This window comes from Thiocystis minor, from assembly GCF_016653465.1.
Taxonomy (GTDB): Bacteria; Pseudomonadota; Gammaproteobacteria; order Chromatiales; family Chromatiaceae; genus Chromatium; species Chromatium minus.
Genome location: NZ_NHSQ01000107.1, coordinates 21070 through 42965 on the forward strand (window position 1 = coordinate 21070; position 21896 = coordinate 42965).

Here is a 21896-nt window from a genome sequence, read left to right on the forward strand (position 1 = left end):
TGACCGCAGGCGGCATCGATCAGGGTCGATAGGGGGAGATCGGCGGCATGACGCTCGCGGAGTTCCCCGCCGAATCACGGGACGATGGCGAGGCCAATCAGGCCTCCGCAACGTGCGCCACGAGAGAATCACGCCCGTCGTCTCTCAACAGGGCTTCCGCCTGATCGAGCGCCTCCTGCTTGGTCGCGACCAACCGCCCGGCGGGGAGCGCGGCCGTGATCCCGAGCCGCTCCAGCCGCTTGAGAACATCCCCCTCCGCGCCCGCGATCCACACCTCCCGGCCGGCGGCGAGGTCTTCCAGGATGATCTTTTCCAGCGCCAGCGAGGACGAGACGCCCAAAACCGGCACATCCGTAAAGTCCATGATCAGCACCGCGTGGTCTGCCAGGACCGCATGCTGGCGCGAGATCGCCTTGGCGAGCCCGAAGATGAGCGGCCCGCCCAGCGAAAACAGCAGAATCCGTCCGTTGGAACGCTCCAATACCGACTGCTCGTCGAGCGTCAGGCCATCCGCCGTACCAGGTTCCCGAATCGCCCGCACCGCTTGACTCTGGAGCTTGCAGAGACGATCGATGGTGAGGACGTTGGCCACGAAGACCCCGAGTGCCACGGCCCAGATGAGATCCACGAAGACCGTGAGTCCGATCACCCCGTACATGATCATGGCGGCACGCAGCGAGACCCGATGCGCCCGCTTGAGGAACGACCAGTCGACGATATCCAGACCGACCTTGAGCGCGATGCCCGCCAGGACCGCGAGCGGGATCTGGGCCGTGAGACCGGCCGCCCAGAGCACCACGACCAGCAGGATCGATGCACGCACCAGCCCCGACAGCGCGCTGCGCGCGCCCGATTGAATATTGACCACGGTCCCCATGGTGGCGCCAGCGCCCGGAATCCCGCCGAAGAGTCCCGAGGCGATGTTGCCGATACCTTGCCCGACCAGCTCCTTGTTGGAGTCGATCTCCTTGCGCGTGAGGCTCTCCGCGATCACCGCGGTGAGCAGGGCGTCGATGCTGCCCACCACCGCAAGGACCAGAGCCTCGGTCACCATGAGACGCCACTGATCCAGGCTGAAAACCGGAATCTGCAGCGAAGGCAGGCCGGCGGCAATCTCTCCGATACGCCGGATCTCCAGGTGGCTGAAGAAGAAAATAGATACCAGGGTTCCCAGGATCAGGGCGAGCAACTGAGGCGGAAAATAGTGTTTGAGACGGCTCGGAAAAAACAGGATCAGCGCCATGGTCATGACCGCGAGTCCCACCTCGGCCGGGGCGATCGCGGCGAGCAACTCGGGCAGGGATTGGAGCGTGCCCAAGACCCCACCGGGCGGGGTGGCATGCCCGAGGAAGGGGCCGATCTGGAGGATCACGAGGATGAGACCGATACCGGTCATGAAGCCCGAGATGACCGTATAGGGCATGAGCGTCACGTATTTTCCCAGTTTCAGCGCGCCGAGCAGAATCTGGAAGACGCCCGCCAGCATGACGACGGTGAAGGCCATCGCCATGCCATTCTCAGGGTTCGCCGCGATCAGGTGTGCGATGATGGCCGTCATCACCACCGTCATGGGACCGGTGGGCTCGGAGATCAGGGTTGGCGTTCCGCCGAACAGGGCGGCGAACAGACCGACCAGCACGGCCCCGTAGAGACCGGCCGCGGGCCCCGCGCCGGAGGCGACACCGAAGGCCAGGGCCATCGGCAGGGCGACGACGGCGGCGGTCACGCCGCCGAAGACGTCGCCTCGCAGATTGTCGAAGCGGATTTCGTTGAGTATGCGCATGGCCATGGCCCTTTTGGCGAATTGACGACGCCTTATTTAAGGGACTCCAGTCCATCGATACAAAATGATATTTATGATCGATTCAATCGATCAGAGTCGATGGATGGGACTTCGAGCGGGCAGCGCTGCGAGCGGCATTGACCCGAGCCCGGCGCCAATGGCAGGGTGTGTGGAACGATGGCCCGCTCAAACATCCAGCACCCTCGTCGCGACCTACGTCAGCCCAGGGCAACGCCCTGGGATGGGATCACATTCCCCATCCATTTCACGCCATGAAGGGGTGATTCAAACCAGGATTCTGGAAACCTTGACCAAGCCTTCGCCCGCCATCCTTCACTTCACCCGCTTCACCCACCCGCTTCCAGCGCCTCACCCAGCGTCCGCGCCGCCACGATCTCCAGCCCCTCCACCCCTTCCTTCGGAGCATTGCCCTTGGGGACGATGGCGCGGCGGATGCCGTGCTTGACCGCCTCGCGCAGCCGGTCCGGACCATTGGGCACGGGCCGCACCTCGCCCGAGAGACCGACCTCGCCGAATACCGCCAGATCCAGCGGCAGCGGACGGTCGCGATAGCTCGACAGCACCGCCATGATCACCGGCAGGTCGGCGGCGGTTTCGGCGATGCGCACGCCGCCCACCACGTTGACGTAGACATCCTGATTGAACAGCCCCACCCCGCCGTGACGGTGCAGCACCGCCAGCAGCATCGACAGGCGATTCTGATCCAGACCCAGCGCGACCCGGCGCGGATTGGCCAGCGGGCTTTCGTCGACCAGCGCCTGGACCTCGACTAAGAGCGGGCGGGTGCCCTCGCGGGTGACCATCACCAGACTGCCGGAGACGGGCTGATCGTGGCGCGAGAGGAAAATCGCCGAGGGGTTCTTGACCTCGCGCAGACCGTGATCGCCCATCGCAAAGACGCCCAGTTCGTTGACCGCGCCGAAGCGGTTCTTGATCGAGCGCACGATCCGGAAGGGACCGCCATGCTCGCCCTCAAAATAGAGCACGGTGTCGACCATGTGCTCCAGCACGCGCGGGCCGGCGAGCGAGCCGTCTTTGGTCACATGCCCGACCAGAAACACCACCGTGTCCTGCTGCTTGGCGAAGCGCACCAGTTGCGCCGCCGCGTCGCGCACCTGTGAGACCGAGCCCGTCGCCGATTGCAGGGGTGATGGATTGTTCCTGATCAAGAAGGTACCTTTCCGCGTCGCTTGTACGGATCAATCAGTGCATCCAAAAGGAACGTGCCATGAAAGGCTTCAATGTCTCCATCCTGAACGAGATCGCCAACAACCTGCGGGAGCGGTACGAGTACGACAACGGCTTTCCCATTCTCAAGGAATTGATTCAGAACGCGGATGACGCAGTCGCCAGCGCCCTGGTCTTCGGTCGGCACGCGGGTTTTGCGGACGCCGGTCATCCCCTGCTGATCGGGGCGGGGCTGTGGGTGTGGAACGATGGCCCGCTCAAACCGGGCGACCTGGATAATCTGGCCTCGTTCGGCATCAACAGCAAAGCCGGTGACGCCACGACCATCGGCAAGTTCGGCCTCGGCATGAAGAGCGTCTTCCATCTGTGCGAGGCGTTTTTCTATCTGGCCTGGGACGGCGAAATCCTGAATCGCGACAGTCTGTCGCCCTGGACGCTGGAGTTTCACCCGGATTGGGATGTCGTCGATGCCGCCGACTGGCAACGACTGCAAGATCTGGCGCAGCAGATTGCCACCGGTCGCGCGAGCGGCGAGCGCCACTGGTTTCTGCTCTGGCTGCCGCTGCGCCGTCAAGCCCATCTGCAAAACGAGCGAGGCGCCACGGGCGCCATCATGCAACGCTTTCCGGGCGATCCGCCACATCCCGATCTGGACTTTCTGGAACAGGGCGATCTGCCGTTACAGTGCGCCGACATCCTGCCCCTGTTGCGGCATCTGGAACGGATCGAATACTGCCAGCAGACACCGACGCAACCGACGTTTACGGTCGTGCTCGACGCGGGTGACCGTCTGGCGCATGACCAGCCAGCCGGCAAGACCGGCGAGACACAGGGCCGCGTCACTGTGTCGCCTGACCGTGCCTTGACCTTTACGGGTTTCCAGCAGCAGCGGACAGATTCTGAATTCGGTCAACTCAAGGAGCATAGAATCTGGCCGCGCAGCTTTTATCGGGATGAATCATGCCACGAACGACCCACCGAGGATAAAGCTCGCCCCGAAGCCGCCGTGTTATTCGCCCGAGCAACGGACGACAGCCGGTTCAGTCTGCGCTGGGCGGTCTTTCTGCCGCTCTACAAGGGCGAGGAACAGAGTCGCATCGATGGCGGTTGGCATTACCGCATCACGTTGCATGGTCAATTCTTCGTGGATTCAGGCCGACGCGGCGTTCATGGCTTCGATTCGCTGCACAAAACTCCGCCCCCGATTGACGCGGAGCTTGATGACGCCACCCTGCGCCTTGCCTGGAATGCGCATCTGGCGCAACAGGTGCTGGCGCCGCTGGTATTGCCCGCGCTGGCGCGGTTTGTCCAAGCCGAACCACTCGACGATGCCGCTTGCCGACACCTGACCGCCGCGCTGCAAGCCACGCAGTTTTTTCAGCGTTTCCAGAAATTCCTTTGTAAAAACGAAGCCTGGTGCCGGATTCTGAGGCCGGATGGTCCGGCATGGGAGTTGGTCAGTGGAGCGGATCGAGCGCATCTGCGGCCATTTCCTGCGCCGTCAAAAGCCGATCCTCAATGGCCCTGGCAGGTCTTTCCCCGGTTGTCGGGTCACCGCTGGCTGCTGTTCGATCAAGCCGCTCCCGCTTTGCTCGACCAGACCCGGCAATGGCTGGCACCTGAACTGGAACAACTGCTCGCCGAGGTCCCCGGGATTTTTTCCGATGGCCCCCGGATGGAGTATCTGGCCGAGTTTCTGGAGTCCAGCGCACGGCCGTTTCTGAACATGGAGTCGTTGCAACGGCGTCTGGTCGAACTGTTACGCGCTGGTTTCATAGCCGCTGATGCATCAGTCAGAACGACGCCAGAATTGGCCGATAAAGTGCGTCGGCTAATCGCTCTCCTTGAGCCTCGGCACCGCCTCGATCTCACGACGGAATTGCCAGAAACCACTTGGCACGCCCTTTGGTTCATCGGCGCGCCCATTCTCTTGGTACCGAAGCTCGTCTCCAAGAAAGGATCGGCACGATCACTCGACTCTGGGGTTGCTGTCCCCACGGATGACACCCTTCGGGAATGGTTGAGCGTCATCGATCAGCATTTATCGGACTTTCCTGATCAGACCCAGGATAAGTTGCTCGGCGCATCAAAAATCTTATTGAAAACGCTAGATCCTTCACGTCGCGGACAATTCTTTCAGAAGAATCTGACACTTCGGGTCATCGCCATGCGGGATGCTCGCACCAAGCGCACTCGTCCGGCGTCACCCGTCGAGATCTTCAAGATTCACGATGCGGGATGTCTTTTTGGCTTGTTGATGGATTCCGCAACCGCACAACTGGGACTCACGCCCTTGCTGGCCGCTGTCCTACCGGAACATTCGATTGGGTTGGTGGACGCCGAGACCTATAAGGAGCTTTTCCCAGGGAAGCCAGTGCCCGCCAAGGCGAATGATGCCCAGGCTTGCCTGATGGCCATCGCACGGGATCAAACCGGGCGCCTGGGCGGCATCCCGGAACGCCGCGCCCTGCTGGAGAAGGCGAGCGATCCCGGAACGGATACCAGTGCCCGGCGCGGATTGCGCTATTTGCTACACGGTAACGCCAGTCATCGCCACGATGATCAGGCGACGCTCTGGATTCCCGGACAAAAGCAGCACCCTGCATGGCCGAAGCTATGGCGAGACCTCCATGGAGAAGATCAATGGAACGTCCTCGACAGGGATCTCGTGGGCTGTCTTCCAAGTAGTCGCTGGCCCCATCTTGGTATCGAGGAAATCGAAGCCGATAACCTGATTCGGAAGTTACAGCCATCCAATCAAGGCATTCGCAATATCGCTGCCTTCGATCCCGAGGATTGCGAGGAAATTCTCTCCAAAATTCACGATCAAGATCTCTGGCAACGTCTGCCGCTGCATACCACGGTCGGAGACAACAGCAAGCCTGTTTCGGTCTGTAGCAAGCGCGTCTATCTCGCACCAAAGGATTTCGACCCAAGCGATCCGCTCATCCGCGAGGCAACGCTGATCCGCCGCAGCGACCATCCGTCGGTCGCCGACAAGCAGCGGAAATGGCTCAGGCCGCTCGATGACCGCGCCCGCCTCGACCTTGCACTCGGCACGACAGAACCGTCACGGCACTGGCGGACGATCATGGATGCGCTGGCCAACCTGCAATCGGGCACGAATTCCGATCCCGATCTCTTGGATCGCTTGCGCGAGCGCCCCTGGTTGCCGACTCGTCACGGCTGGCCGGTGAAGCCGCAGGATGTCATCGAACTGGCGGGCGGTTTAGACGATGAGGTTCGGCGGCTGGTGACTGAACATCGGCAAGCGACCAAGGAAAGCTGCTTTGCGACGTCAGCCGACCTGGATAGGAGCTTGGCCGATCATCCCGCGTGGGATTGGTTGCGCGAGAACACCTTTTCTACCGGAGAAGCGGGGCTTGATCGACTGGCTCGGCTGCTCAAAGACGTGCCGGACTACCGCATTGGCAACTGGTCAGCGCAACCGAAGCCTGACGCGCTGACGCTACTCGCCCGCTGCGATCTGCTCCCCGGTTGGCGGCTGCTGCAACAGGCGGCACGCGATCCGTTCGATCTGGCAACGGCCTGGCGACACCTCCACGACGGACTTGCTCAGCCGCTCGCGCCAGAATGCCTCTTGAAGGTGCTGAAATGGATCACTGCCGAAACGACCGATTGGGAGGCGCGCAAGACGGTTTGCGATGCCTATTTGCGCCAGTTGACGCAAACTCCCGACGGCTTCGGCGCCCACCTCGCCGATCTGCGTTTCGCCTCCCGCGCTCGGGAATGGCGATCACCGGCTGAATTGTGCGCGGGTGCGCCGGGAATTGATGCGAATTGGCTGCTGGATGATCGTCAGTCGCAGATCCTGGATGGTGTGATTCATCGGGCGGATCGCCGCCCAGCAAAAACAGCCAACGATGCCTCAATTCCAGTCGCAAGCGCAGGCTTTGTTCAGGCTAGACAGGCTGCTTTAGAAAATCTACGCAACTATTTTCAGCGCTGGGAAGGCGGTTTGGTGCCAACATCTATGATTGGCGTCATCCTCGCTCTACTTGGCCCGAATGTCAGAGCGTTGGCGGAAAACTATCTCGATCGGCGTAGCTTCGATCCCTGGCTGCTGGCGCAACTGCCTGACCCAAGGGGCGAGGCGATGCGCGGGTCTACAGAGACGAAGAAATACGTCAAAGGGCTGATTGATCGGATCGAACCGGCCATCGGGATGACACAGGGTGATCGGATCGACGCACCCAATCTCCTCGGTCGCCCCATTTCGGTACCGCTGGAGCAGGATTTTCAAACATTACTGGCCGGGTTGCGTTGGGAAGGTGCCAACGGCGCATTCTTGACATTGCGGCAAATCGAACCGAACAAGTATCCGCAAGACCGCCTCAGCAGGCTCCTACAAGCGACTGCCGAAGAGCTTTACTCCCGCTTCTGCAATCAGCCCAATATTGATTTTAGTGGCCTATGGAAAGAACTCGACCGCAGCGATCAGCTTGAGATCGGCGCCGCCAAGAATCTGATTCGGGAGTCTTTGCCTTTTTATCTGCGGCAACTGTCTCTTGATGATTCCTCATTAAAGAAAAAGCTAAATCAGTGGGATACACAAAGAAGCCGGGTTGAGGAAGCCAAAGACAGCGGTCTTGATGTCGCCAAACAAAAGGCACTACTGGAGCAATCACTCGCAGAGTTGGCAGACTGTCTGGTGCAGAATGCGGGCATCCAGCAGTCCGTCCTTGCCGGCGTCAAGGATAAACTCAATCGGCTTGCATACGACACAAGCAGCATCCCCTTCGAGATCTTCCAGAACGCCGACGATGCCGCCGTGGAACTGGGACAGATGGAAGCGCATACCCTGAAGGGTTGCGACATTCCCGCCGGGTCACGACGGATGGTCGTGGAGGCCGATCCGCACAGCATCCGCTTTCTCCATTGGGGACGCCTCATCAATGCACGCGGGCCGGTGGGGTTTGACGGCGAGGAGCGCGGCTATGGGCGTGACCTCGAAAAGATGCTCATCCTGTCCGTCTCCGATAAGCAAGCGAACCAGGCGGTCACCGGCGAACATGGTCTGGGCTTCAAGAGCGTCCTGCTTGCCTGCAACCGACCTCGAATCCTCAGTGGCGGTTTGGCGGTCGAAGTGGTGGCGGGGCTGTTGCCCGAACCCTGGACAGAGACGGAAGCGGCCCGCGACTGCCTGTCACGCTATGCAGAAGGCGCGTCGCAACGGGGCACCACCCTGATCGAATTACCCAGCGTTTCGCCGGATCCGCGGATTCTGCTGGAGCGATTCACTCCGCTCGCCGGATTGCTCTGCGTCTTTGGCCGGGCGATTCGGACGATTGCCATCCATCAGGCGCCGGTCACGGCGACGGGACAATCGACCAAGGCGCTTCAAACGGCTGTCGATCCGCAACGTTTTTGCTGGGAGCCGAAGACGATTTGCTCAAAGGTGGAATGCGGCAGGCTCGACCTCAAGGTCGAGCGGGGAGCAGAGACACGGGCATTGTGTGTGCGCACCGACAGCGGCGCTCTCCTCATCGCCTTAGAACCAAACGGCTTTCGTCGACTACCAAGCGAGGTTCCGTCGATCTGGGTGACGGCGCCAACGCGGGAGAAAGGCGCGCTCGGCTTTGCCGTCAACGGGCGGTTCGATTTGAATGTCGGTCGCGTTCAACTCACCAGCAAGGACGAAAATCTGACTCTTGCACGACAGATCGGCAGCGAGGCGGGCGAGGCCCTGGGCGAATTGTTCCAGCGCAGCCGGGACGACTGGAGCGAAGTGCGCCAATCATTAGGAGTGACGGCGGACGTGAGCCTTCACGATTTCTGGCATGGCATCTGGGTTGGTCTGACCAAGGGCTGCGGCAGGCGATCCCCAGCGGAAACGGAAGCGGATGCGGTAACGATCGGACGGGAGGTGGCATTTGCGCTGTTGAAGCGCCTTTGCGATTGCCCGCAGGCGGTTCCCAATGGTCTGACTGATCCCTTTCAGTCGCTGATTTCGGTTCAGGATGCTCGTTATGAATTGGCGGACATCCTCAGCCCATCCAAGGTGATCGATGTTTTAGCCGGTTGGGGCCGCTTCACGGCGAAATACCCCGCAACCGCGCTGGTCGCACCGGACATCGGCGCGATCCTCAATGAAATCAAAGTCCCGAGACTGAGCCCGCTATCGCTTTCCGGACTAATTGGCTTGCTCGATCAGCAACAGGTTCAGCCGGAGGACGCACGGGTCTTGGGACAGATCCTGCGTTTGAGCAAAGAGAATGCAGCCTGGAAACAGGACGATGTCAAGGAACGCATCAAGGAATTGCAATTCCTCACCCAAGCGGATCGCTGGACAAAAGCGGAAATCTTACTCGTCGATCACGGCAAGACAGCCGATCACCCCGAGGAATCGCTACGTCATCGCATCGCCCCGCTCAATCATCGTTTACACGCCGATTACAGCGCGTCAACGGACGACCAGACGCCCGCGCTCGATTTCTTCAGGTATTGCCGCGAACACATGAAGGCTCAGGCGGAGACGCTGGAGAAGTGGATACTCGCCGCCAAAGATGACGCTGAACGGTTGGCTGCGCTAGTTTATCTGGCGAATGGAGAACTTGGCGAAAAGGTTGCCGAACGGGTACGAGGAAAGGATTGGCTTCAGAACATGAATCCGGCGCTGATGGCACAACTGACCTCGGAGCAGCGGGACAGACTTCAGCGCCGCCTGATCTCACAAACCCAGATTGCATCAGTTTGGTATGGCAGTACCGATGATGAAATCGAGAGCACCCCGCACATTGATCTGGGCGATGCTCTCAAGGCGATTCATCGGTGGTGGCAGGAAGAAAGGACTCACCTTGCTCCCGATTATCGCAAACGCTTGTATCCTGACGGCGCATTGAATCTTGCCAAAGATCCCGAAACAGGACGTTATGACCGCTCATCCTGGCTGATCCTATTCGCGCTTGGATCCTTCCAAAGCATGGGGAAGACCCGCGAGGAGCATCATCGAGAATTTATCCGACTGTGCCAGAATTCGACTTCAGATGGGAAAAGTTGGTGGGAAATCTTCTCTGATTTGGATCCAAAGCAACATCCAGAACGCTGGATGGATGTGATCGAGAGCTATGCAGAAAATCAGATCCAGGATGAGAAATGGACCCAGTGGATTGCACAATTCCCCAAGCTCTACAAATTCCGGCGCTGGATGGACGATTACGTGGAACTCTTCCTGTCCATCGAACGTTTCAAGGAACCCTTTGCCCTTGATAGTCTGCTGACTCCAAAAGCGAATTCGCATTTTGGAGGCGGCGGTATCGAACCATCGGCACTAAACCGAACCCTGCGGGTTGGCGGTCCACTGGTCATCCGCGAACTGCTCCACTACGGCATCATCAAAAATCCGATGGCAATTCCTCACGCCTACGCGCCGATTGAACGGATACAACGCTTTCTCGGTCAGTTCGACGGTGTTCAGATCGACACCTCAAAAGACATCCACGACTGTCTGATAAAAAATCTCGACGAGGGTCAGGAAACCTTCAACGGCGACTACGACATCCCGTTGCGGATCGTAGCGGCAGATGAGGGGTTGCAATGGCAATTATTCCAGGGTCAAGTCACATGAAAACCACCACGCTTGCCTATGCTGAATCTCATCTGGCGTCGCTTGTCAGTGCCGTCGAGTCGGGCGAAGAGATCCTCATTACCCGTCAGGGGCGTCCTATCGCACGCATCGTGCCGGAAGTCGAACGCGCCGGCAGCCCCTCTGTTTGGTCCGACCTGCATCGCTGGGTAACATCCGGCCCGCCCTTATCCGGCCCGACCGTCGCCGAACTGCGCGAACAGGATTTGCTTTGATCTATCTCGACACCTCGATTCTGGGCGCAATCTTCTTTCGCGAGCCAAACGCCGCCACGGTGCTTGACCATGTCAAGACGGCGAGTGCCTCCGGGCTCGCCATCTCGGCCTGGACGCTCACCGAGATGGCCAGCGTCGGGGCGATCAAGGAACGCACGGGCGCCATCGACCACCCGACCCGGCGGCAGGCGCTGGCCAAATTCGGTCGCTTCGTGTCATCGAGTTTGCTCGTGACGGAAATCGAACCGACTGATTTTCGCGTCGCGGCCACGATGATCGCGGGACCGGGAGCCTTGCGGGCCGGCGATGCCCTGCATCTCGCGGTCGCGCGCCGTCTTGACACCGATCTGGCGACGCTGGATCGACGCTTGGCCAAGGCCGCCCCGCTGTACGGTATCGACCTGATGCCCTTCGATTGAGCGTGGCAATGCGCTCGGAGTCCCCATGTTCGAAAAAGACCAACAGGTCCGGCATCCGGGTTTCGGCACCGGCAGTGTCATCCTCGATCAGGGCGGGACGGTTATCGTCCGCTTCGGCGATCGGATCGAGTCCTGCGAGGCGGCGATTCTTACGCGCCGGATGGCGCTCGCCGACGCCGTGCGGCTGGGCCATTGGTCGCCGGCGCTGGAGGTGACGCTCAAGACGCAGGCGGCGGCGATCCGGTCGCTCAACGATGCCTGGGGGGTGTTCTCGCGCTCACGGATCGATCTGCTGCCGCATCAGCTTTGGGTTTGTCATCGCGCCTTGCAACAGTGGCCGATCCGGCTCTTGATCGCCGATGACGTGGGTTTGGGCAAGACCATCGAGGCTGGGCTGATCCTCTGGCCCCTGCTCTCCAGCGGCAAGGTCCGGCGACTGCTGATCCTCACCCCGGCGGCCTTGGTGGAACAGTGGCAGGAACGGCTGCGTACCCTGTTCGATATCCGTCTGTCCATGTACCGGCCAGACGTGGACACCCCCAAGGCTGATTTCTGGAGCACTCACCATCAGGTGGTCGCCTCGCTGCCAACCCTGCGGGCCGACCGCAAGGGGCGTCACGAACGGCTGCTGGACGCCCCGCGCTGGGACATGCTGATCGTCGACGAGGCCCATCACCTCAATGCCGACGAGGACACCGGCAAGACCCTGGGCTATCGGTTCGTGGAACGGCTGGTCACCGAGGAGCGCGTGGACTCCTGCCTGTTTTTCACGGGGACGCCCCATCGCGGCAAACCCTATGGCTTCTGGTCCCTGATGGGCCTGCTACAACCGGACGTGTTTAGCCCCCAGCGCCCGGAGTCGGAGCAATTGCCATTGTTGCGCCCGGTGCTGATCCGCAATTTCAAACAGAAGGTGACGGATATGGCGGGCAGGCGCCTCTTCCAACCCGTGACCAATCATCCGGAAACCTATGCCTATCGCGAGGCGGAAGCGGACTTCTACCAGCTTCTGACCCGCTTCATCATGGCCGGTCACGCCTATGCGTCCGGGTTGGACCAAAGCGGGCGTCGCCAGGTGACCCTGGTGCTGATCGCGATGCAGAAGATCGCCTCCAGTTCAGTGGCCGCCATTCGTTCGGCCCTGCGCCGGCGTCTCGCCAACCTGGAACGACAAGTGGCGCAATTTCGGGAAGAACAGGCGCTGCTCGAACGTCAGGACGATGACGCGGATGCCGAGGTCTTCGATGCGTTCTTGCGTTGGGAGAACGAGGCGAGGTTTCAGCTCATGGCCGACGAACTGCCGCACCTGCGCGCACTGATCGAGGCGGCCGAGCCGATCACGGAGGAAAGCAAGATTGTGCGGATTGGGGAACTGATCGAGCGTCGTTTTGGCGAGCGGTCGGTCCTGCTCTTCACCGAATACAAGGCCACTCAGGCACTCGTGGTCTCGACCCTGATGGCGCGCTTCGGTCAGGATGCGGTGGGCTTTATCAATGGCGATGACCGTCTCGTCGGGGTGCGTCTGCCGTCCGGCCAGGAGACCCAGTTGACCGGAAACCGCGAGACCACCGCGGACGCTTTCAATCAGGGGCGGATTCGCTTCCTGGTCTCGACCGAGGCCGGCGGCGAAGGCATCGATCTCCAGGCGCGCTGTCATACCCTGATCCATGTCGATCTGCCGTGGAACCCGATGCGTCTGCATCAACGGGTCGGACGGCTCAATCGCTATGGTCAGACCCAGCCGGTGGAGGTCGTCACCCTGCGCAACCCAAGCACGGTGGAAGCGCGGATCTGGGGCAAGCTCGAACAAAAACTCAGGCACATCATGGATGCGCTGGGGCATGCCATGGACGAGCCGGAGGATCTGATGCAGATGGTGCTCGGCATGGCAGGGCCAGGCTTCTTCAACGATCTGTTTAGCGAGGGACAGGGCGTACGACCCGAGCGGCTGGACGACTGGTTCGACGCCAAAACGCGGAGCCTCGGCGGGCGGGCGGCGATCTCCACCGTGCTGGACCTCGTCGGGCATTGTCAGAGCTTCGACCTATCCCAACTCGCCGATGTGCCGCGCAAGGATTTGCCCGATCTGATGCCCTTTTTCCACGGCATGCTGGTCTGCAACCGTCGCCGACCGGAGCGTGACGATGGTGTCTTCAGCTTCAAGACCCCGGAGGTCTGGCTCACCTCGCCCGGTATCCGCACGCGCTACGAGGGGCTGATCTTTCATCGTCATCCGCAAGACAACGAGGAGGCGAAGCGGATCCTGGGGGTGGGACACCAAGTCTTCGATCAGGCGCTGGCTCAGGCGGATGACTGGGAGGCGTCGCTGGCCTTGGTGAACGGGCTGCCCGAACCATTGGCGGTGTTCCGCTTCATGGATGCGGTCACGAGCCAAAGCGGGCAGGTGCGTCAGGTGATTGCTGGCGTCACGGTCGATGCCGCCGGTGAGTTGGTGCTCATCCGTGACGAGGAGGTGTTGGAAATCCTCAATCGATGCCGGGTCGCGCACCGAGAGCTGGGGCCAGACGCCTGCGAACGATCCCCGGAGGCGCTATCCCTTTGGCTGGACACTGCACGGCGACATGCCATGACGGCCATCGACAGTCTGCGACTGCCCTTCCGTCAACCATTGATGGCCGACTTGACCTTATGCTGGCCCGAGAAGATGGGGGACATGAGTATCCGGTGACGGCGGATCGCGCGCTTTGGGAGTCAGACCGTCCGTGTCGGGTGTCAGTCACTCATCAGGCTCCCGCCTCCAGCGCCTCTCCCAGCGTCCGCACCGCCACGATCTCCAATCCCTCGACACCTTCCTTAGGCGCGTTGCCCTTGGGCACGATAGCGCGGCGGATGCCGTGCTTGACCGCCTCGCGGAGACGGTCGGGGCCGTTGGGCACGGGGCGGATCTCGCCCGACAGTCCGACCTCGCCGAACGCCGCCAACTCCAGCGGCAGCGGGCGGTCGCGATAGCTCGACAGCACCGCCATGATGACCGGCAGGTCGGCGGCGGTCTCGGCGATGCGCACGCCGCCCACCACGTTGACATAGACATCCTGATTGAACAGCCCCACCCCGCCGTGACGGTGCAGCACCGCGAGCAGCATCGACAGGCGATTCTGATCCAGGCCAAGAGCGACCCGGCGCGGATTGGCCAGCGGGCTTTCGTCGACCAGCGCCTGGACCTCGACCAGCAAGGGGCGAGTGCCCTCGCGGGTGACCATCACCAAACTGCCGGAGACGGGCTGATCGTGGCGCGAGAGAAAGATGGCCGAGGGGTTCTTGACCTCGCGCAGTCCGTGATCGCCCATGGCGAAGACGCCCAGTTCGTTGACCGCGCCGAAGCGATTCTTGATCGAGCGCACGATGCGGAAGGGACCGCCATGCTCGCCCTCGAAATAGAGCACGGTGTCGACCATGTGCTCCAGCACGCGCGGGCCGGCGAGCGAGCCATCTTTCGTCACATGCCCGACCAGAAACACCACCGTGTCCTGCTGCTTGGCGAAGCGCACCAGTTGCGCCGCCGCGTCGCGCACCTGCGAGACCGAGCCCGGCGCCGATTGCAGGGTTTCGGTAAAGAGCGTCTGGATCGAATCCACCACCATGATGCGCGGATGCTCCGCGGCGGCATGCTCCAGGATGCGTTCCACGCAGGTCTCGGCGAGCAGCCGGATACCGTCGCCGGCCAGACCCAGCCGGCGCGCGCGCAGACCGATCTGCTGGGGCGATTCCTCGCCGCTGACATAGAGCACCGGCAGGTCGGTCGCGAGCGCGGCGCATGCCTGCAACAGCAGGGTCGATTTGCCGATGCCGGGATCGCCGCCGATCAACACCACCGAGCCGGCCACCAGACCGCCGCCGAGCACCCGATCCAGTTCGCCGATCCCGCTCAGGATGCGCGAACGTTCCTCGGGGCTGATCTCCGACAGGGTTTCGATGCGGGTTGCGTCCGCCGCGCCGGTATAGCCGCCGCGCACCACGGGTTTGCGGGGTTCGGCCACTTCGGCCAAGCTGTTCCAGGCGCCGCAGTCGGCGCACTGACCGGCCCATTTGGGGTGGCGCGCGCCGCAGGCGTTGCAGACATAGGCGGTGCGGGGCTTGCTAACGGCCATCGGGGGGTTCGCTGGCGGGCGGCGTCAGCTCCTCCTCGATAAGCCATTTCAGGTTGCTCATCATCCGGTCCCCGGTGTTCTGGGCGGCTTGTTGCACCATCTGTTCAAAGGGTCGCAGGGTGGGCGCGATCTCAAGCTCCAGGACGAAGGACACCTGGGTCCGGGTCTCGATAGGCTCGAACCGATAGTCGATCCGATAGGTGTCGGTGATCCCCTCCAGGGTCAGTTGACGGCCCGGCTCGAAGACGCTCACGCGAAACTGACTGTCGCTCCATCGATCATGGTCGAAGCGCACCTGCCGCCCGATCCAGCCAACCTGAAAAGGGCCATCGGTCAGCGCCTCCAGGTCGCGCACCTCGGGCGACCAGCGTGGATAGTTCAGGACGAAATTCTCGGCCACGAACCTGAATACCTCTTCCAGCGGGCACTCGATCAGTGCCTCCGATGCGGTCTTGATCATGCGTGTTCACTCCCCAAGCAATGTACGTTTCGCGGCGTTGATCTGGGCGGCCAGATAGTCGGAGCCGCCACGGTCCGGATGCAGCCGCTGCATCAGTCGACGGTGCGCGGCGCGAATGGCCTCGGCGTTCGCGTTCGCGTCGACCCCCAGGATCGAGCGGGCCTCGGCGTCGCTCAACCGGCCACTGCTCGGCGGTGCCTGACCAGCTTGAGCGTGGTTCGACACCCGGTCGCGCCAGTCGTCGCCATGCTCGCGGTCCAGATAGGACTCCAGCACGGCGGCGGACTGGGCGTCGCTGTCGCGATACAGTTCCAGCATTCGCAGCAGATCGTCAAGGTCGAGTTCACCCAGTTGACGACCCTTGAAGGGGCCATCGAGCACGCTGCCATCGAGCGCCCCGGTGGCGTGATCAAGACGCATGGATAGATAGCGGGTGCGAATCGCCGATGCCTGTTGACCGGCGTGCGCGGCCCCCGCCAGTCCGCCGAGACCGAGCGCGCGGATGAGTTGCTGGAGCGCCGGCGCCAGACGCAGCAGATGCGCGACCCGCAGGACGATCGGAATCAAGGCGCCCAGGGCGGCGAACAGCGGATTCAGGCGTCCGGTCAGCACTGCCAGCAGCACCAGCCCGATGACGCCCCAGAGCGCGACCTTGCGCAGAACCCGGCTGACCTGTTCCGGCGGTGTCACGCGAAACCAGTGGAGAAACCAGAGCACGGCCAGGACGATGCCGATCAGAATCAGTAAACGGCCCATGCGGCTTTCAACCTCCTTTCCGAGCGATTTGATGGGTCAGTTGCAGAACGGCCCCTCCCCGCGTTTTTCCGTAGCGTTCGAGCGCCTTGCGCCCGCCAGCGGCATAGACGGCCACCGCGCTCAACAGATCGCGTAGCAGATGCGGGCTGTTGGCGTCGAACGGACACCAGGCGCCGCCGCTCAGTCGGGCGATGTCGCGCAGACAGGGCTCCGCCGTCGGATCGCGTCCTTCCTGGAAGACGAAGACCGGCACCCCGAGCAACCCGAGTTGTCCGGCCAGATCGGCCAGCCGCTCTCGGTTCTCTTCCATGCAATCGCCGACGAACACCAGCGCGTTCACCTTACCCTTCGCGGCCTCGTCGATGGCGTGTTCGAGCACCCGGCCGATCTGGGTCAACCCGGCCGCGCAGAACACCCGATTCATGCGTGTCAGCAGGGCATCGGAATCCCGGTACCAGTCGGATGACTCGAATTCCTGGAAACCGCGATAGAAGCAGAGCTGAATCTCCAGTCCGCCGAGATTCTGGGTCTCCAGAAACATATTCGACTGGATGTGGGTCGCCTGATCCCAGGTCGGCTCCCGGCTGGCCGTGGCGTCGAGCGCGAAGATCAGACGCCCGCGCGCGCCGCTCGGACCAGCGCGCGGCGTCTCCGCGACCCGGCGCAGAAAGTCGCTCACCGCGCCTTCAGTGGATGACGTGTCCAGATCTTTTCGCGGAGCGGCCATGGCAACCTCGTCTGTACTCAGCGTGTCTTTTGCGCCAAACCCGCAACCCGTTGGGGCGCCTCGGGGATCAGCGACGACGTGGCGCGAACGCCTTCGCGATCCTGAATCAAGCCAGCTTCTCGGCGATCTGCTGAAACACGGATCGCCCCGCCTCATCCTCGGCGACGGCCAATAGAAACAGGCAACGCCCGTCGCTGGAGGTTTCCCATTGATGCCCGACTTGGTTTTTTTCGCGCGAATCGTCGTTGGTTTTGTAGGGCTCGCCCTTGTATTCGACCTTAAAAATGCGCCCATCCGTCAGTTCGGCCACGAAATCGGGGTAAAAATAATCGGTCGCGGTCGGTAGCCAGAATGAAAACCGTTCCTGGCGTTCGATGTTCCGTACCCAATGCCTGACCCTGGGATGCGCGTCGATCGCCTGCGCGCAGAGAAACTCTTCGCCCGGCTTGCCGGCGGCGGTGGTTTCGCGCAGATCATGGATCAAAGGATAGAAGTGCTTGCTGAACTCGTAGCGGCCCTGATAACACAATCGGGCCGGATACTGACCTGGCTGAAACTGAAAACTGTACTGGGCCAGGTCTTCGAGCGATGGCGTCGCCATGTCAAACAGCCGCTGCTGAAAGCCCTTTGAGATGGCGATCCGCCGCAACCGTTCAATCTCGCTGGCGATGGCCCGCGCTAACTGGAAGCGCGCGCGCACCAGCGCCGTCAGCGTGAAACCCCGCTCATGGATCAGATGCGCCAGCAACTTGAGCAGATAACGCTGCAATTGCCGTTGCGACAAAAACGGCTGGCGCAACTCCCGGTCCAGTTCCACCAGCAACCCCGTCTCGGTGACATGGCTGGCGACCTCGTTCAACTGCAACTGCTGGGCATCGACGTGACGATAGCTAACCCGCTGTCCGTTGACATCGATCTCGAACGAATGGATCGTCTCGGCGAGCGAAAAACCCGCGAGCTGCACCGGCTGGTCCAGCAAGTCCCAGTCCCCGAGATCGGCCAGCGTTTCCTTCTCGACGACTTCGAGACGGTCATCCAGCCGTAGGCAAAGCTGGGGAATCGGCGCGAAGCTCAAACCGAACTGGACCGGCGCGCGCAGCGCCTGACGCAGGGCGCGGTGCGCGTCGAATTGCTCCTTGACCGCTGCCCGCGCCTGCTCGGGAAGCGCGTTGCCGATGAACGCCTCGGCCTGTGCCAGCGTGTCGGCATCGACATCGCCCTTGAGCAGCAGCGTCGCGCCCTGGGTGGTGGCCCGGACCTGCACCGACGCCCGGAGCGCGGCGGGCCAGTGTTGCGTATCGGGCACCGCCGGCACCTCGATCTGGCACTCCGGGATCAGCGGCGCGATGGTCCCGTGCCCCGCGCTACCCGCCCCGCCAACCAGCGGCAGGGATTGCTGCGGGACGATCAGCGCCGCCGTTTCCAGCCGCTCGAAGCCCATGTTCTGCACCATGCGATCCTTGAGCGTGGAGGCGGCCTGCGCGAAATTCTCCGCGACGATATGGGCGTAGGCCCGATTCAGGGTCTCCTGCTGGCGCGTTCTGGCATAGGGCATCCGCAGCACCCGCCCCAGCAACTGCTCGACATCCTTGGCCGAATGGACCGATTGCAGCGAAGCCAGCACATAGGCGAACGAACAATCCCAGCCTTCCTTCAAGGCTTCGACGGTGATGACCACGCGCACCGGACAGGCGCGATCGAACAGATCGATCCCGTCCAATTCCTTCTGTGATCCCGTCGCGATCGCGATCTGGCGTTCCGGGATGTTCTCCTGCTCGATCAGGTGCTGGCGCACGACCTCGACGGTCGCCTCGTTGCCTTTCGGCGCCGCCTGCACCAGCAGGATCGGACGGATGTAATCGGTTTCCTTCTGGGCCGCCAGTTCCAGCCGGTCACGGGTAAGCACCGCATCGCGCAGACAGGCGCGCCAGCCGTCGGGGTGCTCGGCCAGCACGATCGGCAGCTTGATCATCTGCTCGGTCTTCAACTCCTGGGCCGACACATGGTAGAGCACATTGTTTCCGGCCACCGGCGTGGCCGTCAGCTCGATCACGCAGCTTGGGTTGAGCCGCCCCAGCGTCTTGAAAAAGCGGTCGGTGCGGTTGTTGTGCGCCTCGTCGACGATCACCAGCGGCTGTTGCAGATGCAGCCAGTTCGCCACCGAATGTTTGACCCGGCCCAGATCGGCCACCGTCAGGAAGGGTTGCGTTTGCAGATCCGCCTCGGTCACGCGCTCCAGATCGTCGGATACGTTGGCGGGTAGGTTGTCGAAATGCGGCGCCAGTTCCTCGAAGAAGGAATAGACCGTGCGCTGCGCCGTGTTCGTCACGTTGAACGACTGAATGGTCGCCACCACCAGGATACAGTTCTTGCCCACATCGTGCGGGCCGATGGTTTGCAGGCTGTCGAGATCGCACACCCGCATCCGATCCCCGAAATAGCCCGCCAGGGCCTGCCGGTAGGGATGACGCGCATTGGTCAGCGCCGCCAGGGTTTGCGAGCGGATCGTGTCCGATGGCGTCAGCCAGAGCGCCACCGGCGCATCGCTATCGCGGAACGTCTTGCCCGCCAGCGCCACAGCATGCGCCGCCAGCACCGTTTTTCCGCCCCCCGTGGGAATGCGCAGACAGACGCATGGCGCGGTGTCGAAGATCGGATGATACCGCTCGTCGTCGCGCTGCTGTCCGGCCAGCATCGCGTGAAAGGCATCCGCTATCGGCATGGAGCGGCAGGCTTGAAGGAACTGGACCAGCGCGTCCAGTGCGTTCCGTTGGTAGATTTTGAGTTCAAACATAGCTCTTAAACCGCGTCTCGCATGACATGCATTGTTCGTGTATCGATCCGGCTTCGCGCCAATCGACAAGCGTCGCAGCAGACGCGGTTTAAGGTGATCTCCGGGAAAGACTTGACCGATTTTCCGTTCGTCCTGAGCCCTTCGGCTTCGCTCAGGAGAGCCTTGTCGAAGGATGAGCGGAAAATCCTACATCGCTGAAATTTTAGGGAAATCACCTAACGCATCTTCACATCGTAAGGAATCTGCTTGAACGCAATGTTCTCGGCAGCCAGACGGACCGCGCCCACGCGGGAGGTTTCGCCATAGATGACGCGCGGTCCGGCATGGAGCGATAACGACGTCAGCAGATCGAGGACGGCGTGCGTCAACACATTGCCGCCCGCTGGCCGACGATCCCCCAGGATGCCGTTATAGAGCAGGTAATAGGCGGTGCCGTTGTGGATGCCCAACAGCGGATGGTCGAACGTCCGTTGACCCGGCTCGCCGGTCTCGAAATGCCAGATGTAGGCCGCCAGCGTCGCGAAGCGCACGGCGGGATGGATGTGACCCCGCGCATCGAAGGCCACCTCGCCCAGCGTGCAGAAGCGGAAGCCGCCGCCGCCCGTCCAGCCCACGGCGTCGCTGACCCCGCCCTGCTCGCCGTCGATGACTTTTTGCAGGCGCGGAAGGCAGTGGGTGCGGGCGTGCTCGCCCATTTCGATGCCGATCCAACGGCGGTTCATTTTGTGGGCGACGGCGGCGGTGGTGCCGGAGCCGAGGAAGGAGTCTAGGACGATGTCGTTGGGGACAGTTGATATTTCGAGGATTCTATAAATTAACTTCTCTGGCTTAGGCGTTTGAAATACTTCATTGGCATCGGAGAATAACGATTTTAAATCTATACTGGCTTCTTTATTGCTCCCGAAGTTTTCATGATTCCACCATGTGTTTGGTGTAAGTCCAGATGTCATTTCATGAAGGAACTTCTTTAGCATAGGTCGTCCTGTTTTGCTAAGGCCGAAAGTAATCCGGCCATCCTCAAGCCATGATTTATATTGGGTTTCGTTGCATCGCCAATAACGCCCCTTGGGTGGAGAAAAGGTTTTCCCTGTTGGCCCTATGATTAAGAATTGACCCGCCGAATAAAATTTTCCGGCAGATAAATTTTCCGCTTTCCAAGGTCCTCGTTGATCATTGTCGGGATTTTTAAACTTGGCAACCTGCTCGTCTGTCCTTGATATTTTTCCAAAGTACGCGCTATTGAAGTTTTTTGTGTATATAAGGATGTGATCGTGAGTGTCTGATATGTATTGCGCAGTTTGATTTGATGTATATGCTTTCTGCCAAACGACGTTTGCAATGAAATTCTTCCGCCCAAACACCTCATCCATCAACACTTTCAAATAGTGCGCCTCGCGGTCATCGATCGACACCCAAAGACTCCCATCCTCGGCCAGCAAATCGCGCAGCAGCACCAGCCGGGGATACATCATCGACAGCCACTGGCTATGTTCGAGCTTATCGTCGTAGTGCTCGAAGGCGCTTTGCGTGTTGTAAGGCGGATCGATGAAGATGCACTTCACCCGCCCGGCGTAGAACGGAATTAGCGCCTTGAGCGCCAGCAAATTATCGCCCTGGATCAGCAGATTATCCCCGTCCGCACCGTGGATGGATTCCGGTGTGAGCAGGTGATAAGGCACCTCTCGAATGGCTTCCTTGGCCTGATGTTTATTGACCCAATCGAGAAATGGCATCTGCTCGTTTTCCTGGTGGCGACAGGCCCAAGTCTACCGTACTTGGCGGTACCAGCCTTGTTCGTCGTTTTAGCCACCGTCGCTC

11 protein-coding genes and 2 pseudogenes are annotated in these 21896 nt (G+C 61.3%); 5 read left to right on the forward strand and 8 right to left on the reverse strand.

Annotated features, from left to right (window positions below):
- Positions 1-97 precede the first annotated feature (97 nt).
- Together CCR95_RS15180 and radA (CCR95_RS15185) are read right to left on the reverse strand one after the other, a co-directional pair.
- Positions 98-1783: a SulP family inorganic anion transporter gene (locus CCR95_RS15180; RefSeq protein WP_201095973.1), complete on the reverse strand. Its 1686-nt coding sequence runs from the start codon at positions 1781-1783 to the stop codon at positions 98-100.
- Positions 1784-2130: 347 nt separating this feature from the next.
- Positions 2131-2949, reverse strand: a pseudogene (radA, locus tag CCR95_RS15185) (DNA repair protein RadA); the annotation flags it as partial.
- Positions 2950-3032: 83 nt separating this feature from the next.
- On the opposite strand from radA (CCR95_RS15185), the pseudogene CCR95_RS26395 reads away from it, so the two are divergent.
- The 5 genes and pseudogenes from CCR95_RS26395 to CCR95_RS15210 all read left to right on the forward strand — a co-directional run.
- A pseudogene (locus CCR95_RS26395) lies at positions 3033-3317 on the forward strand (hypothetical protein); the annotation flags it as partial.
- Between the two features lie 381 nt (positions 3318-3698).
- Positions 3699-10580 carry a hypothetical protein gene (locus CCR95_RS15195; protein ID WP_201095975.1) on the forward strand — a complete coding sequence of 2294 codons (6882 nt, stop codon included), beginning with the start codon at positions 3699-3701 and terminating at the stop codon, positions 10578-10580.
- The gene (locus CCR95_RS15200; RefSeq protein ID WP_201095976.1) at positions 10577-10813 is read left to right on the forward strand and encodes a type II toxin-antitoxin system Phd/YefM family antitoxin; all 237 of its coding nucleotides are present in this window, start codon (positions 10577-10579) and stop codon (positions 10811-10813) included. Before CCR95_RS15195 ends, CCR95_RS15200 begins: the two co-directional genes overlap by 4 nt.
- Positions 10810-11232, forward strand: a complete 423-nt coding sequence (locus CCR95_RS15205; RefSeq protein ID WP_201095977.1) for a type II toxin-antitoxin system VapC family toxin — start codon at positions 10810-10812, stop codon at positions 11230-11232. The genes CCR95_RS15200 and CCR95_RS15205 overlap by 4 nt, the downstream gene beginning before the upstream one ends.
- 25 nt (positions 11233-11257) lie before the next feature.
- On the forward strand, positions 11258-13921 hold the full coding sequence (locus tag CCR95_RS15210) for a DEAD/DEAH box helicase (RefSeq protein WP_201095978.1): 2664 nt from the start codon (positions 11258-11260) through the stop codon (positions 13919-13921).
- A gap of 55 nt (positions 13922-13976) precedes the next feature.
- Here CCR95_RS15210 and radA (CCR95_RS15215) read toward each other — a convergent pair whose 3' ends face one another.
- The 6 genes from radA (CCR95_RS15215) to CCR95_RS15240 all read right to left on the reverse strand — a co-directional run bounded on the left by radA (CCR95_RS15215) (position 13977) and on the right by CCR95_RS15240 (position 21811).
- A complete protein-coding gene (gene radA, locus CCR95_RS15215; RefSeq protein ID WP_201095979.1) occupies positions 13977-15341 on the reverse strand; it encodes a DNA repair protein RadA in 1365 nt (454 codons plus the stop codon).
- The gene (locus CCR95_RS15220; RefSeq protein WP_201095980.1) at positions 15331-15801 is read right to left on the reverse strand and encodes an SRPBCC family protein; all 471 of its coding nucleotides are present in this window, start codon (positions 15799-15801) and stop codon (positions 15331-15333) included. Before CCR95_RS15220 ends, radA (CCR95_RS15215) begins: the two co-directional genes overlap by 11 nt.
- A 6-nt stretch (positions 15802-15807) precedes the next feature.
- Positions 15808-16557 (reverse strand): J domain-containing protein, encoded by a 750-nt coding sequence (locus CCR95_RS15225; protein ID WP_201095981.1) that lies wholly within the window; start codon positions 16555-16557, stop codon positions 15808-15810.
- Between the two features lie 7 nt (positions 16558-16564).
- Positions 16565-17284 (reverse strand): vWA domain-containing protein, encoded by a 720-nt coding sequence (locus CCR95_RS15230; protein WP_201095982.1) that lies wholly within the window; start codon positions 17282-17284, stop codon positions 16565-16567.
- A 106-nt stretch (positions 17285-17390) separates the two neighbouring features.
- On the reverse strand, positions 17391-20078 hold the full coding sequence (locus tag CCR95_RS15235) for a DEAD/DEAH box helicase (RefSeq protein WP_201095983.1): 2688 nt from the start codon (positions 20076-20078) through the stop codon (positions 17391-17393).
- A gap of 215 nt (positions 20079-20293) precedes the next feature.
- On the reverse strand, positions 20294-21811 hold the full coding sequence (locus CCR95_RS15240) for a site-specific DNA-methyltransferase (RefSeq protein WP_201095984.1): 1518 nt from the start codon (positions 21809-21811) through the stop codon (positions 20294-20296).
- Positions 21812-21896 lie beyond the last annotated feature (85 nt).

Bases quoted from the DNA above. Each gene is read 5' to 3' on its own strand.
- CCR95_RS15210 (WP_201095978.1), top strand. From the start codon at position 11,258: ATGTTCGAAAAAGACCAACAGGTCCGGCATCCGGGTTTCGGCACCGGC.
- CCR95_RS15230 (WP_201095982.1), bottom strand. From the start codon at position 17,284: ATGGCCGCTCCGCGAAAAGATCTGGACACGTCATCCACTGAAGGCGCG.
- CCR95_RS15235 (WP_201095983.1), bottom strand. From the start codon at position 20,078: ATGTTTGAACTCAAAATCTACCAACGGAACGCACTGGACGCGCTGGTC.
- radA (WP_201095979.1), bottom strand. From the start codon at position 15,341: ATGGCCGTTAGCAAGCCCCGCACCGCCTATGTCTGCAACGCCTGCGGC.
- CCR95_RS15225 (WP_201095981.1), bottom strand. From the start codon at position 16,557: ATGGGCCGTTTACTGATTCTGATCGGCATCGTCCTGGCCGTGCTCTGG.
- CCR95_RS15220 (WP_201095980.1), bottom strand. From the start codon at position 15,801: ATGATCAAGACCGCATCGGAGGCACTGATCGAGTGCCCGCTGGAAGAG.
- CCR95_RS15240 (WP_201095984.1), bottom strand. From the start codon at position 21,811: ATGCCATTTCTCGATTGGGTCAATAAACATCAGGCCAAGGAAGCCATT.
- CCR95_RS15200 (WP_201095976.1), top strand. From the start codon at position 10,577: ATGAAAACCACCACGCTTGCCTATGCTGAATCTCATCTGGCGTCGCTT.
- CCR95_RS15180 (WP_201095973.1), bottom strand. From the start codon at position 1,783: ATGCGCATACTCAACGAAATCCGCTTCGACAATCTGCGAGGCGACGTC.